Source organism: Leptospira koniambonensis (assembly GCF_004769555.1).
GTDB classification, from domain to species: Bacteria; Spirochaetota; Leptospiria; order Leptospirales; family Leptospiraceae; genus Leptospira_B; species Leptospira_B koniambonensis.
In genome coordinates this window covers 212,395-226,471 of record NZ_RQFY01000004.1, presented here as the reverse complement: position 1 = coordinate 226,471, position 14,077 = coordinate 212,395, and the positions used below count along the sequence as shown (strand labels likewise).

Sequence of the window (14,077 nt, the reverse complement as noted above, 5' to 3'; positions counted from 1 at the left end):
AACCGAACCTGTTGAGTCATTTAAAGACCTATCATTCCGGAACTACTGAGAACCCAATCGCTGCTGCTGCGGAAACAAAATCTCTGTTCAATGTTGAACCGATCAATCTTTGCACGTTTACTAATAAACCGTGTTGGCTATCTGCAGAAGATATTGCTTGGTCGAATCTATGAGTTAAACTTCCTGCAGGGCAGCTGGTTGTAAAGTTAGGGTCTTGGGATTCTGTGTCAGAAAGATTGATGCAGAAAAGATTTCTAGAACTTTCGATCTCGGATTGGATCCCGCCTTGTTGTTTAAGGCTTAATATTGCAGAAAGTCCTGGTCCAGAACTGATGTTCACACCTTTTTTGATGCTATAGTTTCCGGTCCAAATATTCAATACACCTTGTGCATCGTAATAGAAGTCTGCTTTAGTAGTATCACTGAAACAAGAATGTTCTTCCTCTTGGGTTTCTCCGATCACACCAGTAAGACGCTCTCCACCCCATTCTCCTGCCATGAAGGAACCTAATCCTTGGAAGATACTTCCAACAGAAGTATTTACATTTGCAGAGTCTAAGAATGTTGCTCTAAAGCTTCCAGTAGTTGGCTCCCATTCGTCCTTGATCAAACCAAGGTGAACAACTAATCTATCAGTGATTGTTTTTAAATAATGTCTACGTCTTGCACCATTAGCAGTCGCGTCTGCAAAATCGCTGACAGGTCTAACACCCGCTGTAGTGTTGCTTGTATCTTTTCCCCAAAGTAAATATTCAATCGGATGGTATCCAGTTAAAACGACCTTATCCGCATCATCGTCCGAACCTAATGAAGTATCTCCAATCTTAGCAGCGATGGACGAAAAGTCAGTAACGCTATTACCACCGGCCGCGATATAATCATCCACTGCGTCTTCATCCAAAGGCCAAGCGTTTAAAAGACCTTCGCATTCTGCACCGTCACATGCAAGCACGGCATCGTTATCTATGGGACCATTACTGAAACGGAAACCTTCCGTGATCAAATAACTTGCGCGAGCTTTAACCCAAAGATTTCTGAGGTTGGTCAGATCGGAAGCACTAGGCGTTGCAGTAGAATCAAAAGTATCCACTGCAGCAGCTAAGTTGGATGCATCTAATTCTGCTTGGGTATAGGACTCGAAAGCAAGGTCTGCATATCGATTTAAAAATTGAGGCTTAGTTGCACTGGCTGGAATATCCAGACCTAAAAGCGCTGCGGCTGAGTTATCACTGCCAGGACCTGCACAAGAAATTAAGGAACCGAACAGAGTAACACTGAACAGAATTGAAAATATTTTTGTGTGGATGTTCCGCATGGGAAATCTCCTTAAATTTTGGAAAAATCCCCGGTCCGGATAAAATCCGGCCGGGGCCAGAGATGAACTGTGGGGATGACTCCCTCCGGCTCCTGGGACAGGCTTGATTTTGCAAGTGAGAATAAGTCTCAAAAAAAGTCAATAAGGATTTTTCCTCACTCTACAATCCATCTCAGGCCACACGGGAGATTTTTATCTAAAATCCCGTTTTGTTTCAGTTTATCCAGAGGAAATAACCCTTTTGGATTAAAAGAAACTGAGGCTGACTCTCAAAATTTTCGACAAAGGGAACCTGGTCAATCCGAAAAAGGTCGGGAGTATAAGATTGTTAAACTTCCGTCAATAAACCGTGGGAAGTATCTTCAGTAAGTATTTCAAATGCTGCACTTCTGGCAGATCTTAAACGAAGGGGAGAAGTTTCTCCTTTTCTTTGGACCAAAACTTCTGCCCTTGCAATTTTACTGTTCAAACAAAATTTCCAACCGCCCGGGGGATTCGCATAACGTAGGCAGGCGAAGTCTTTTTTATCTGCGTGAATTCTTCCTTCTATTTTTATTTCAGAAGAAGAAGCCTGGAATTTCCAATCGAAGTACTGATAACTCGCTCTCCTGAAAGAAGAGAATAAACTGTTCAGCAAATATTCTTGTCCATGCAAACGTAAAACAATTGGAGTGATTGCAGGAGTCCAGAGAGGACCTATCTTTATCTTTGCAGTTGCCAATTCAAGGAAGGAGCCTTCTTCTCCATCAAAACCTGCTACTTGGCCCCATGCGTATTGGTCTGTATGTTTAGGACCCCAATTATGATTTTGACTTCCTTTCCAATCTTTTAGATCTATTTTATTATTTTCTAATTTTATAAATCCATTAAGTAATAAAGAGGGTTTACCTACGAGGACTTTCGCCTTTGGAAAACCGCCTGAGTATAGATTTTTAGGGAAAAGAAAAAGAGGTTTATCTCCTCCAGAGAAGTTTAGGTCCCATTCTATATTTGTGGATCCTTTCTTATTTCCTGATTTGCCTTTAAGCCCTTTATGATCTTGGACAGAAGAGCCGATCCGTACTTGAAATGGGTCTCCCGCAAATTCACATTCTGAAATAGGATATTCTGATTTGGAAACATAATGTTTTCCATTCTCTCCGTCAAAATAGATCGCCCATAATTCTCCTATAGAATCTTTAGGGGAATTTTTAGGAGAAAAAATAGTATAACGGATCCAGATTGCGAGAGGACGAAATGGATGATTCCCTCTTACGAACCAACTCTCGTAATGACCCGCATTCGAGTCAGAACGAAATCTGGGAAAATCATAATCTTCGTCAATATTCATGGAGGAAATATTTGATCTTTCTCAGTTAGGAGCAACTATAATCTGAGAGCCAGCTAAAGATCTTACTTAAATTTCTTCTTAAAAAATAATACGAAAAGATTTATAGTGTCGACGAGTTTGGAGAGACTAAGAAAGATTTGAATATGGAAATTCCGTCCTATTCCCCTTCCACTTGGAGAGCCACAGTCGCCAAATATGCGGAGGAAATTCTTCGCATAGGCCATGATAAGTCCCCGTTTTGGATTACCGTTCGCACATTTGTTTCTGCAGCATGCGAGACTGATGATCCGGAACCTTTTTACGATGACCTGGATTCAGGTTTCAAAAGGGAATTAACAGAAGAGGACGAGGCTCGTTTGGACGAGGCATTGTCTTCTTTCTGGGACCAAGCAACTGCAGTGCTTATTGCAATTTCGGAAGCTTATAGCGAAGAAGACGAAGACAGAAGCGAAGAAATCACTGACGAGTCTATTTCAAGTATGCTTTCTGGATTGAACGACGCTGGCGTAAATACAATGTCAGATGCAGAACTTCTGGAATTGGCAGTTCTGGTCTTGAATAGTAGATTAAATTTTCATAATGTCCCTGTTGAAGACAACTTTTCTATCAAAAGTTTGAACTCCATTCCGGATCTGGAAGAAAGAAGGATTTTAGAACCTTTTGTTACCTTCTTGATCGACGATTTCAAAACTGTAGAAGATAGAGAAGAAAGATTCGCATTGTTAATGCAGATCCTATTCGATACTTTATGGGCTTTGTTTTATTTAGGATTGGAAGAGGACGAAGAATAGATCATTCTCCAACCTTTTCTCCCACTCTCAGTTTTTCCTTTCTAAAAGAAATAATTGCGATCACTAAACTTAGGATCGCAAGAAAGGAACTTACTATAAACGGTGCTCCCGGAAAATAGGGCTGCATACCTTCTCTCGTAAAATAAGAAAAAACAAAACTCATAAGCAATGGGCCTAAAATAGAACTTAGGCTCATCATACTTCCCATAATTCCTTGGAACTCTCCTTGTTGTGTAGGAGAAACGTGATTGGAAATATAACCTTGGATTGCAGGAGTTGCAATAAAACAAAAGGAGAAGGGAACAAGCAGAGCATAAAGCATCCATTCTTCCCAGGCGAATGCAAATAATGCGCTCATGACAACTCTTGCAAAAATTCCTATATAAGCAGAATTTTTTTGTCCTAGTTTCGGAATAATAATCCTGAGTAATCCGCCTTGCACCACTGCAAGTGAGGCACCAACTACTGCAAGCGAGAATCCAATCTTAGTTGCGGTCCATTGGAATTTGTTCATTGTAAAGTAAGACCAACTGGTTTCCATACAATGGTTTGCTACGAATATTAGAAATAAAGAAAGTACTAAGCCGCTTAAAGGCCCTGGATAACGGAAAAATGCTACGACTGATCCGAATGGATTTGCCATTACCCAATTGAATTTTCTTTTGTTCTCTTCTAAAAGAGTTTCAGGCAAAACAAAATATCCATACACCCAATTCAAAAGAGAAAGAGAAGAAGCCACCCAGAATGGAGCTCTTGGTCCGAATTCAGAAAATAAACCTCCTATGATCGGACCAATGATGAATCCCATCCCGAATGCCATTCCAACTAATCCTAGGTTTTGGGATCTTTTTTCAGGAGGGCTGATATCTGCGATGATTGCTCCTGCGACTCCGTAGCTTGCTCCTGTGATCCCTGCAATAATTCTTCCTACGAATAACCAAAATACATTCGGGGCCAATGCTAAGAATGCGTAATCAATTCCTAATCCGAACAAGGAAGCAAGTAAAACAGGCCTTCTTCCGAATCTATCACTTAAACCTCCAATGATAGGAGCGAAGAAAAATTGAGTGATCGCATAAGTAAAGGATAGAAGTCCTCCATAAACCGCTGCGGTACTTAAATTCCCTTGTAACATATCTTTTAAAAGATTGGGAACCACTGGGATTATGATCCCGAAGCCGATAAAATCGATGAGTAATGTAAAAAGTAAAAATTGAAGTGCGGACTTTTTTTGAACTGTCATAATTTATATTTTCAGATTTCGTTTTACGAAAAGTTGATTTAGACTCTTTCTATCGCGATCAGACTGATATCATCTTGAGGTTGAGAATATTCCAGCCATAGATCCAAATCTTTCATTACCATATCAGGAATATTCTCAATAGGTTCTTTAGAAAGTTCTGAGATCCGATTTCTTAGCCTGGATTCTCCCCATGCTTCTCTTTTGGAATTGAATTGTTCGAATACTCCATCTGAAAAAAGGAACATCCTATCTCCGTTTAAAAAATCCAATTCCTGGTTCTCATAACTTTTTTTGTTTTTTAAACCTATAATAGCACCTGTCCTTCTTAAATTCATAAGGTGAGAAGAATGTACTAAAATTTGATCTGGATGTCCTGCAGAAGCATAAACTAATCTGTTTTCTCTGGCATAAATATCTACAATGATAGAAGAGAATATAGTTCCCAAGGAGGAGAATTTTCTTTGGAACTTATCATCCAACAAATCTAAACAGAATCCTGGATCTTTTGCCCCAAATTTGATCCCTTCATATTCTGCTTTGATTGCCATAGTGACGAGTGCTGCTTGGACTCCATGCCCGGTAGCATCTGCAAGAAAAATCCGATACACTCCTGGAGAAACTTCGAAAATATCGTAAAAGTCTCCGCCCACTTCATCTCTTGGCAGATATTTAACTGCGTATTTTAATTCTTTATACGCTTCTACATTCTCTGGAAAAAGTTTTTTCTGGATCCTTTGAGCAACGAGTAAGTCTTTGCGAATTCTTTCCAAAGAATGATTTAATTCGGAAGTTTTTTCTCGGACCAAAACTTCTAAATTATCTTTTAGAATATTCAGTGCACTGTTTGTTATCCTTAAGTTTTCACTAAGTATTTCAGATTTTCTGAATGCTCTTGCGATCCTTCTGGAAAGTACTAAAGATTGAGAAAGGGTGAATACAAGAAGTCCATATGGAGAAAGATTGATCCCTCTTAGATTTAATTTGTCCCAAAGTAGATCGATTCCTACCGTAATACCAAATGCAAAAAATCCTGTGAGGAATAAGAGTGAATCTTCTCTTTTTTTCCAAACTCCTAAACATACTGTAAACAAGACATAGAGTAATCCGATCCCGGTTACGATCTGGAACGGTCCTACAATACTCGTGAAAAATCCGATCGGAAATAATAGAGTTATATCATAAGCGATCGCTAAAACCCAGGCAACCGCTGGCACCCAAGAGAATGTATCCTCGGGAAACAAGGAACGATGGAACATTAAAAATATGGGAACTGCAGTATAGAAGGAGAAGAACTCTAATCTAAAAACAGACTCCCAGGGAAAATCTGGAAAAATTTCTAAAACAAGTCGATTTCCGATCAATGCCACTCTTAAAGTTAATAAAAACGTAAATAATGCAAAATAGAATGCAGACTTTTCCTTTCTTCTAAATAGAAAAAGCCCAGTATGATATAGCCCAATAAGAAGAAGCCCGCCAAACAGAAATGATTCTCTGGATTGAGTGATTAATTTTTCTCTGTAAATTGCTTCTAAGGTTCCAAGTTTTGGGACCTGCCAGAATCCACCGAAATTATTGATCCAGTTAGAACCTTGTATTAGAATTTCTGTATTTGTTTTTTCTACTCTTAAAGGTAGATATACAGATTTGATCTTAGGAATTTCAGAAGAAGATTCTAAACTTGGAGCCCCAGAAGAATATACTAATCTTCCGTTATAATATAATTTGTATGAAGATGCAAAATCGGGCATTAATAACCCGATCTCTTTTTTTAGATCTTCTTCTGAGAAGATGATGGATAAACGAAAACTTGCTGCCCCTTCTCTTGGGAGAACTCTATCTCCTATTTTGGTATCCTGCCAAGAATGAGGGACAGATAATATACCCCAGTTAGCTGTTGCGCTTTTTTCAGGAGAAACAAATTCTCCATATAAGAATTGCCAATTTCCGCTTAATGGAATGAGTTCAGAATGTTCTGCAAGATCCTGAGAGGAAATTTGTAATACTCCGTCCCGAATCGGTGCTGCTTCTAAAGAGAAACAAAACAAAAAACTAGAAAGAAGTATAAAAGATCGTTTCACTTCAAAGTTAGGATAAGCAGAACCCAAAGCGTGTCTAATGTTTTTTAAGAACGGAATTCAATCGATCTGGATAATCTGTAATAATTCCGTCTACGCCTGTTCTAATTAATCTTTCCATTTCCCCCGTATCATTTACAGTCCAAGGAATCACTTTAATTCCCAAGGAATGAGCCTTAGAAACGAATTCATCTGTTACATATAAGAAATAAGGAGAAATAATATCTGCTTTTAACTCTTTTGTTTGATTTAAAACAAGTTCTCTTCTGGAATCTCCGAACCCAAATTTCATTGCTGCACCTTGAGAATATGTCAGGGAGAATAACGCAGAAGTTTTGATCCTAGGATTTTTTTTCTTTGCGAGTGAGATCGCAGGAAGATAGAAAGATTGGATTGTTGCGCGATCTACTACCTTTGCAGTTTCAATAGCTTTGATCAGAAGATTTACATGAGCTTCTAAAATTTCATTAGAGACCTGTGAATCAGAGTCATTCGGGAATTTGGTCTCTATATTGAACTTAGGAATAACTTTTCTTTTTCCTGTTCTTTCCCAGGTTTGAACTTTTTCAAAAAATTCTTGGATAGTCAAAAGTTCAGTTCCAGGAACAGAGATCTGTTCAGGGAATTTAGGATTCTTTTTAGTTCCACAATCTAGTTCTTTTAATTCGGCAAGAGTAAGTTCATAAATAGATTTAGAAATAATTTCCGAGCCGTCTTTTTTAGAACATAACCCTGGATTAGATTCAGAGTCATGGTGTATTATGATTTTCTGATCTTTAGTTAGAACAGTATCCAGTTCAATTGTAGTCATTCCTTGGGAGAGCGCCTCTTCGAATGCTGGCCAAGTATTCTCTGGTTTTAAACCTCTGGCTCCTCTATGGCCCTGTAGATCTAAACTTCCTTCGATAGGAGTATTTCGGATCTGTTCTCCGCCGCAAGATAAATAGATCAAAAAGAATATTAGAGATGTTTGTTTGATGGGAAATGATTTCATACTTTCGATTTAGCCTCGCCAAGTTATAATATTGTCTTCAAGAATATTCCTGCTGCTGCTCCGCCTACTAAAGGAGCAAGAATGGGAAGCCATGCGTATTTCCATCCTGAGTTTCCTTTGTTTGCTATCGGAAGAATATAATGTGCCAATCTAGGTCCAAGGTCTCTTGCGGGATTGATCGCATATCCTGTGGTTCCTCCCATAGAAAGTCCGATCACCCAAACTAAAATACCTACGAAAAAAACTCCTATAGGTGTAGTCACATCTGCAATTTGAGCGGAGAAGATAGAATGTATTCCTAAGATTAAAATGAAAGTTCCCAAAAATTCACTAAAGAAGTTAGAAGGCGGATTAGAGATCGCAGGATCTGTAGAGAATACTGCTAAAATTTTTCCTGGATCCTTTGTCTCCTTCCAATGAGGAAGATAATGCAAATATACAGCAACAGCTCCTAAGAACGCCCCCAAAAATTGTGCAGGAAGGTATATTGGAATTTTAGAATATTCTCCTGCTTGAACTGCAAATGCCAAAGTGACTGCAGGATTTAAATGAGCGTCTGCACTTCCAAATGCTTTTGCAGTGAAAACTCCTAAAATGACTGCAAACGCCCAGGCAGCAGTGATCACTATCCAACCAGAATCTTTTGCTTTAGATTTTTCTAATAAAACTCCGGCTACTACTCCGTCTCCTAAAAGTATGAGCACAAATGTGCCTAAAAATTCTCCAAAAAAAGGGGACGTCATCTATTACCTCATTTTTCCCATCAATTTAACTGTAGCCTTTCTTCCGATCAGCTTAGAAACTTTTACTAAAACTTTATTCGGAAGTCCAGAAACCACGGTAGGAGAACTCCTCTTTTTCAAAGCAGCTAAAGCATATTCTACCAAAGTTTCCGCAGATTGAGCAATTGCTTTTGGAAAATCTTTTGGATCTCCTCCAGCTCTTTCAAAAAAGTTAGAAACAGTTACTCCAGGGCAAAGACCCATAACGTATACCCCTCTTTTTCTTTGCTCATACCATAAGGATTCGCTGAAAGAAGTTACGAATGCCTTAGTCGCAGAATAGACTCCTGAAGAAGGCATTGGAACAAGACCCAAGGTAGAAGAGATATTCATCAAAGAATCTCCTGACTGGGATTTTTTTAAGAAAGAATAAGACAAAGATACAAGAGAATCTATATTAAGACGGGTCATTGCCTGCAATCTATGTAGATCCGCCTTATCGAATGGTCCGTATACTCCGAAACCTGCGTTGTTTATTAATAAATCGTAATGGTTGTCTTCTAATTCTTTTTGGATCTTTCCGGTTGATTTTGGATCAGATAAGTCCGCGATGATAAATGTATGCCCTTTTCCAAGTTCATCTATCAGTTGTTTGAGTCTTACTTCGTTTCTTGCTACTGCAGTTATTTTATAACCTTTTGCTGCAAGTTGTTTGGCGAATTCTCTTCCGATCCCTTCGCTTGCTCCTGTGACTAAAGCTTTCATCTCTTCCTCCGTTAAATATCCCTGAAAAATCTGGAATTCATTTAGTTCTAAAAGTTTTCGCAGAATTGTTCCGCAAGATCCGCTAGTTGAGCAAGCTTAAAAATATATACGAAATAATAGAATCCTTCTAAAAGATTTATACGTCTGGTCGGTTCTGCAAAAGTTTTTCTCTTTCTTCTTCCATTACCCGAATCGATTTGCGGGTAAAATCCAAAATGATCTTTAGTTCTTCTGCAGTATAAGCCGAGAGTTGCTCCCATACTGATTTTGCCAAACCTTCGAATAGGCTTCCTATTTTCTGCATGGCGGCCATATCCTGGGTTAGAAAAATTCTCACCTTTCTTCTGTCGCTTGGATCATTTTTACGTTCAACTAGCCCCTTCTTCTCCAAACGATCAATGAGAGAAGTTACCGCACCTGTGCTAAGTCCCATTGTTTTTGCAATTTCCCCGGCGGTTTGGGGACCCTGTGTAAATAAAAAGTCCACACATTTGTGATCCGTAATGTGCAGGCCGAGCCGATCCGCAATGGTTTGGTGGAACAAAATGGATACAGTGCTCAGGTTTTTGGAATCGGTCATAATGGATTCCATCAATTCGGGCTTAGTTTTTGGGATTTTTTTGTCTTGCAATTATTTTGACCGTCAAATATCTCGATAATCAAGATAATTAATCATCGAGTTAATTCGATTTAAGGAGAGCAAACATGGCAGAAAATAGCAAGAACGAAATTCCAGATTACCCTTGGTATTCTTGGGGATCTCCTATCGGTTTAGGGATCGCTATGATCTCTCTTTCCGTTTCTTTTGCGGTGACAGCTTATTCTTTGGTCTCTGCCTTTGTTGCGATCAAGGCTGCGTTCGGTGGATGATATGAATAAAAGAAAACCCAGTTTTCTAATCGTAGGGTCAGGAATTGTAGGACCTTCTCTGGCTTTATTTCTAAAAAGGGCAGGTTATGGAGTCCGATTGCTGGAATCTTATTCGCACCCTGCAGAAGACATTGGAGGGGCTTTACAAATTGCACCTAACGGAATGAAGGTGATAAGAGAGTTAGGCCTGACTTCTGAGATTCTCCAGATAGGAACACTTTCAGATGAAATGATTTTTAGGAATCATACAGGAAGGCTACTTTCGATAATACCGAACGGATCAGTTTCTCAGTTTGGAGAATCTGCTATAGTAGTTTCGAGAGCAAGGTTCCATCTTCTATTATTGGAAGCGGCGGAGAAGGAAGGAATTCCAACAGAATATGGAAAAAAATTCTCGGATGCAGAATTTCCTTTAGACGGAGGAGTGATTGCAAAATTCGACGATGGCAGTTCTGTTGAAGCGGACTTTCTAATTGGAGCCGATGGAAATCATTCTAAAGTTCGTAGTTTCCTTTTTCCTAATTTTCCAAAACCTGAATATACTGGAATTTTAAATGCCGGGGGATTTGTTCCTTCCGAAGTGATTCCAGAAAAATATTCAAAAAGGGGACCGATCAATTTTACTTTTGGGCCGGAAGGTTTTTTCGGTTTCGCCGCTTGTGGAAACACGAAGGATACTTCTTGGATGTGGTGGAGCAATATTCCTTCTGAAAAAGAGCTTACGAGAGAAGAGATTGGATCCATGAGTGATGAGTCCTGGAAAAATAAAATATTAAAAATACATAAAGGATGGCATGATCCTATCGAAAAAATTATCAACGCTTCTCCTATAATTCTGAAAGGAAATGTTCATGACTTGAGAAGTCTGCCTAAATGGGGAAATGATAAGGTATTGTTAATTGGAGATGCAGCTCATGTAATGAGCCCTCATACCGGACAAGGGGCTTCCATGGCCTTAGAAGATTCCCATATCCTGTACTTACTTCTAGAAAAATACGAATCGATCGAAGAAGCCTTTAAAAATTTTGAGATAATCAGAAGGCCTAGAGTAGAGAGGATTATAGAAGAATCTAGACGAAATGGAAGCAGAAAGAAAAAACTAAGCCCGCTTGGTTGTTGGATTAGGGATAAATTCCTTACCCTGGCCTTGCCTAGTTTTGCCAAGAAAGGCCAGGATTGGATGTATCGTTACGAGGGAATCAAATAAGATTCCCCCCTTTCGAACTTAATATGATTTTTTCCAAAGCTGGTTGCTGTTATTTAAGAATTCCCATTGGTGCACTAAGGATCCATTGGAATTTGCACTTGCATCCACGGCATACGTTGAGTTGATCCTGTTTCGGATACTATCACCTACAAAATCGAATCTCATATTGTTCATATCTTTACAATCCCAGAGAGCGATCTTTCCTCCGTTACGAGTTTCTCCACCGTTATCCATACATTTATTTGGATTCAGTTTACTTCTGAGAAAACCATTGCCTGCATCGTAATACCATTTTTGTGCGTTCGTCCCATTACAGTTGTAAATTTGGATCCTCGCACCATTTGCAGTACTACTATTGCTTACATCTAAACATCTGTTAGAAGCTTGGTTCACCAGAGCGAAATAAGGAGTTTCGTAATTTTTCTCCCAACGTTGGTTGTTTCCGCCATGCCATGTCCATTGGCTTACTAAAGAGCCGCTGGTAGAACCGTTAGCATCGACCGCGATAGATTCGTTTTGTCTAACTCGCATAGAGTCATCGTAAAAATCGAATCTCATATTATCTATATTATCTCTACAATCCCAAAGGACAATTTTTCCTCCGTTCCAATTCTCAGCTCCGTTATCCAAACATTTGTCAGCATTCAGTTTGCTTCTTAGATGACTTGTAGAATGTTCATAGAACCATTTCTGAGCGTTAGTGTTATTACAGTTCCAAACTTGAACACGAGTTCCGTTATCGGTTCCGCTATTACTCACATCTAAACAAAGATTGGATTGTTTACTTTTTAAAGTGAAGTATCTTGGCTCCAGATCGTTCACATCCATACATGCTTCGAATGCATATTGAGAGAATTGAGGACCTGCAAAGTCTACCATTGCAATATTGATACGTTGTCCTGATTTTTTGGCTTCTCTGTCTAAGTCATAAACAAAACTTGCATGATCCAATTTATCATTTGTAAGATCTTGAATACTTCCCCAATAAGGAGGAAAAATGATCTGAGCTGCATTTGGAGTCAGGATCATTTGAGCTACGTAAAATTTTCCGCCCCTATCGTCCTTGATACGATCTCTAAGTGCGCTGATTAGATCAGATTCATTTCCAGTATTTTGCCAATCACTCTTCATTGTTTGGCCTTGGTTCCAATACAACGAAGATAGATCTGCAAAATTGCCGCCACCCCAGATCAGGATTACGTTTTTATCTAGATCCCAAAGTTGACCGAAGTTGACTGAATTTCCTAAATTGCGAGGTGCCATTCTGGAACCTAAATAAGGAAGGACCAGTTGGTCTTTCAGTTCGTAATGTTCTGCATCGCTCATGCTGTCCACGTTCTGGATATGAACGAATACGATCTCTTTTTTACGATTATTTACGAAACTGGAAATATGTTGGAATACTTCCTGAGCAGAAACAGAAACACTGGATCCATGGTGGATCTTAAATTGCCCGCTTATCTTTTTGATCCTTAGATCGAAGTAGCGATATCCGAGAGATAATTGTTCTCCCACATTATACTCTTGGGTTTGGGAGATATTCTCATCAATTCCCTGGATCCCGTAAGTTCCAGAGTCATGGGTTCCTGGGATACAAATGTTTCTGAGCTGAGTATTGGATCTGGATTGGAATCCGCTGCTCATCCAGCCCTGTGGGTCGATCTGTAATTTCGGAGCATATACAGGTCTTGGACTTCTTCCATCTTTGCCCTTAGTTCCGCCGCCCTCGAAAGGAATTCCGCTTGGTTGGTCCAAAGGAGCAGGAGTTAAGTATTCTGCCTTATAATTGATATCTGCAGCTAAGGAGCCTCCGGATTTACCGTTGGATTGGACTAAAAATAACAAAGAATCGTAGTTTGAAGAGGAATCTTTGCATCCGGCAACGATCAGAGACGCACAAATAAATGCGGCTGCGACGATTCGAGAGGAAAACATCTTGGAACTTTTCATTTTTTCACCATTCAAATTATCTATTTTTATGCATTATAAAAGTTTAATGCTTAGCTCCGATATTCGGAGTAAAAAAAGAAATAACCTGGACTTTTTCTCTGTCAACGTCCTTTCAAATATTTTTAAAAAGTTAACATAACGATCGTTTTCTAAAGAATAAAAACATTCTAGGTTTGTTATCTTAATATAATCAAAATATAAGAGCGCAAGCAGAAGGGAAATCGCCTTGCACGCAAGGGTGCTGCTTCCAATCTGACTTCAAAGAATCCATTATGAAATTATATCATAGCGATAAAAAAGAATCTCTATCTTCTTGGTGGTTACGTTTTCGTTTAAATCATTGGCCTTGTTTGTGGTGCACCGGCGGAAAAATACAATTCATCTCTTCCGATCTAAGAGAACTTCATGTAAGTCTAAAGAAAAATCTTCGCACATTGAATCGAGTAGGAACAATTTATGGGGGAAGTATTTATAGTTCAGTAGATCCATACTATATGTTGATGATGATGTGGATACTTGGGCCTGACTATGTGGTTTGGGACAAGGCTGCAAAAGTAAAATTTGTACGACCGATCTTAAATAAAGTAAAAATCCGATTTTTGATCACAGAAGAATTGATCGAAAAAACAAAACAAGATATATTAGAAAAAGGTGAAATCGTTTTCGATCTTCCAGCAAAGTATGAAGATGAAGAAGGAATAGTGTATGCTACTTTCGAAAAAACGATCTATGCTGCTTCTAAAGAATTTTATGAGAAAAAATTAGCTTCTAAAAATATGACTTCTGCGTTCAAGCCTAGCAAAAGAAGTTAATAT

The 14,077-nt window shown here is 39.0% G+C and carries 13 protein-coding genes; 4 read left to right on the top strand and 9 right to left on the bottom strand.

The features are described from left to right. Positions 1–31: 31 nt before the first annotated feature. Both EHQ52_RS05095 and EHQ52_RS05090 read right to left on the bottom strand, forming a co-directional pair. Positions 32–1,315 (bottom strand): imelysin family protein, encoded by a 1,284-nt coding sequence (locus tag EHQ52_RS05095; RefSeq protein WP_135614183.1) that lies wholly within the window; start codon positions 1,313–1,315, stop codon positions 32–34. 328 nt (positions 1,316–1,643) lie between these two features. Continuing rightward, positions 1,644–2,645 (bottom strand): hypothetical protein, encoded by a 1,002-nt coding sequence (locus EHQ52_RS05090; RefSeq protein WP_135614182.1) that lies wholly within the window; start codon positions 2,643–2,645, stop codon positions 1,644–1,646. Positions 2,646–2,788: 143 nt separating this feature from the next. On the opposite strand from EHQ52_RS05090, the gene EHQ52_RS05085 reads away from it, so the two are divergent. Further along, positions 2,789–3,436 carry a hypothetical protein gene (locus tag EHQ52_RS05085; protein WP_135614181.1) on the top strand — a complete coding sequence of 216 codons (648 nt, stop codon included), beginning with the start codon at positions 2,789–2,791 and terminating at the stop codon, positions 3,434–3,436. 1 nt (position 3,437) lies between these two features. On the opposite strand, the gene EHQ52_RS05080 is transcribed toward EHQ52_RS05085, so the two are convergent. The 6 genes from EHQ52_RS05080 to EHQ52_RS05055 form a co-directional block, all read right to left on the bottom strand. Next, the gene (locus tag EHQ52_RS05080; protein ID WP_135614180.1) at positions 3,438–4,679 is read right to left on the bottom strand and encodes a TCR/Tet family MFS transporter; all 1,242 of its coding nucleotides are present in this window, start codon (positions 4,677–4,679) and stop codon (positions 3,438–3,440) included. A 38-nt stretch (positions 4,680–4,717) separates the two neighbouring features. After that, complete coding sequence (locus EHQ52_RS05075; RefSeq protein WP_135614179.1) at positions 4,718–6,757, bottom strand: PP2C family protein-serine/threonine phosphatase; 2,040 nt, start codon at positions 6,755–6,757, stop codon at positions 4,718–4,720. 34 nt (positions 6,758–6,791) lie between these two features. Further along, positions 6,792–7,748 (bottom strand): glycerophosphodiester phosphodiesterase, encoded by a 957-nt coding sequence (locus EHQ52_RS05070; protein WP_135614178.1) that lies wholly within the window; start codon positions 7,746–7,748, stop codon positions 6,792–6,794. Positions 7,749–7,771: 23 nt separating this feature from the next. Further along, positions 7,772–8,491: an MIP/aquaporin family protein gene (locus EHQ52_RS05065; RefSeq protein WP_135614177.1), complete on the bottom strand. Its 720-nt coding sequence runs from the start codon at positions 8,489–8,491 to the stop codon at positions 7,772–7,774. A gap of 3 nt (positions 8,492–8,494) precedes the next feature. After that, a complete protein-coding gene (locus EHQ52_RS05060; RefSeq protein ID WP_135614176.1) occupies positions 8,495–9,235 on the bottom strand; it encodes an SDR family NAD(P)-dependent oxidoreductase in 741 nt (246 codons plus the stop codon). Positions 9,236–9,371: 136 nt separating this feature from the next. Beyond that, positions 9,372–9,815 (bottom strand): MarR family winged helix-turn-helix transcriptional regulator, encoded by a 444-nt coding sequence (locus EHQ52_RS05055; RefSeq protein ID WP_279638298.1) that lies wholly within the window; start codon positions 9,813–9,815, stop codon positions 9,372–9,374. 125 nt (positions 9,816–9,940) lie between these two features. On the opposite strand from EHQ52_RS05055, the gene EHQ52_RS20035 reads away from it, so the two are divergent. Next, the gene (locus tag EHQ52_RS20035) at positions 9,941–10,105 is read left to right on the top strand and encodes a hypothetical protein (protein WP_167492178.1); all 165 of its coding nucleotides are present in this window, start codon (positions 9,941–9,943) and stop codon (positions 10,103–10,105) included. A gap of 1 nt (position 10,106) precedes the next feature. Continuing rightward, on the top strand, positions 10,107–11,312 hold the full coding sequence (locus tag EHQ52_RS05050) for an FAD-dependent oxidoreductase (RefSeq protein WP_135614174.1): 1,206 nt from the start codon (positions 10,107–10,109) through the stop codon (positions 11,310–11,312). An 18-nt stretch (positions 11,313–11,330) separates the two neighbouring features. On the opposite strand, the gene EHQ52_RS05045 is transcribed toward EHQ52_RS05050, so the two are convergent. Continuing rightward, the gene (locus EHQ52_RS05045) at positions 11,331–13,262 is read right to left on the bottom strand and encodes a ricin-type beta-trefoil lectin domain protein (protein ID WP_208653455.1); all 1,932 of its coding nucleotides are present in this window, start codon (positions 13,260–13,262) and stop codon (positions 11,331–11,333) included. A gap of 272 nt (positions 13,263–13,534) precedes the next feature. Between EHQ52_RS05045 and EHQ52_RS05040 the strand changes: the two genes are divergently transcribed. Beyond that, positions 13,535–14,074, top strand: coding sequence for a DUF4442 domain-containing protein (locus EHQ52_RS05040; protein ID WP_135614172.1), 540 nt, complete (start codon positions 13,535–13,537; stop codon positions 14,072–14,074). Positions 14,075–14,077 lie beyond the last annotated feature (3 nt).

Excerpts from the sequence above, each read along its gene's own strand:
- EHQ52_RS05095 (WP_135614183.1), bottom strand. The coding sequence starts at position 1,315 with ATGCGGAACATCCACACAAAAATATTTTCAATTCTGTTCAGTGTTACT.
- EHQ52_RS05090 (WP_135614182.1), bottom strand. The coding sequence starts at position 2,645 with ATGAATATTGACGAAGATTATGATTTTCCCAGATTTCGTTCTGACTCG.
- EHQ52_RS05085 (WP_135614181.1), top strand. The coding sequence starts at position 2,789 with ATGGAAATTCCGTCCTATTCCCCTTCCACTTGGAGAGCCACAGTCGCC.
- EHQ52_RS05080 (WP_135614180.1), bottom strand. The coding sequence starts at position 4,679 with ATGACAGTTCAAAAAAAGTCCGCACTTCAATTTTTACTTTTTACATTA.
- EHQ52_RS05070 (WP_135614178.1), bottom strand. The coding sequence starts at position 7,748 with ATGAAATCATTTCCCATCAAACAAACATCTCTAATATTCTTTTTGATC.
- EHQ52_RS05065 (WP_135614177.1), bottom strand. The coding sequence starts at position 8,491 with ATGACGTCCCCTTTTTTTGGAGAATTTTTAGGCACATTTGTGCTCATA.
- EHQ52_RS05060 (WP_135614176.1), bottom strand. The coding sequence starts at position 9,235 with ATGAAAGCTTTAGTCACAGGAGCAAGCGAAGGGATCGGAAGAGAATTC.
- EHQ52_RS05055 (WP_279638298.1), bottom strand. The coding sequence starts at position 9,815 with ATGACCGATTCCAAAAACCTGAGCACTGTATCCATTTTGTTCCACCAA.
- EHQ52_RS20035 (WP_167492178.1), top strand. The coding sequence starts at position 9,941 with ATGGCAGAAAATAGCAAGAACGAAATTCCAGATTACCCTTGGTATTCT.
- EHQ52_RS05050 (WP_135614174.1), top strand. The coding sequence starts at position 10,107 with ATGAATAAAAGAAAACCCAGTTTTCTAATCGTAGGGTCAGGAATTGTA.
- EHQ52_RS05045 (WP_208653455.1), bottom strand. The coding sequence starts at position 13,262 with ATGAAAAGTTCCAAGATGTTTTCCTCTCGAATCGTCGCAGCCGCATTT.
- EHQ52_RS05040 (WP_135614172.1), top strand. The coding sequence starts at position 13,535 with ATGAAATTATATCATAGCGATAAAAAAGAATCTCTATCTTCTTGGTGG.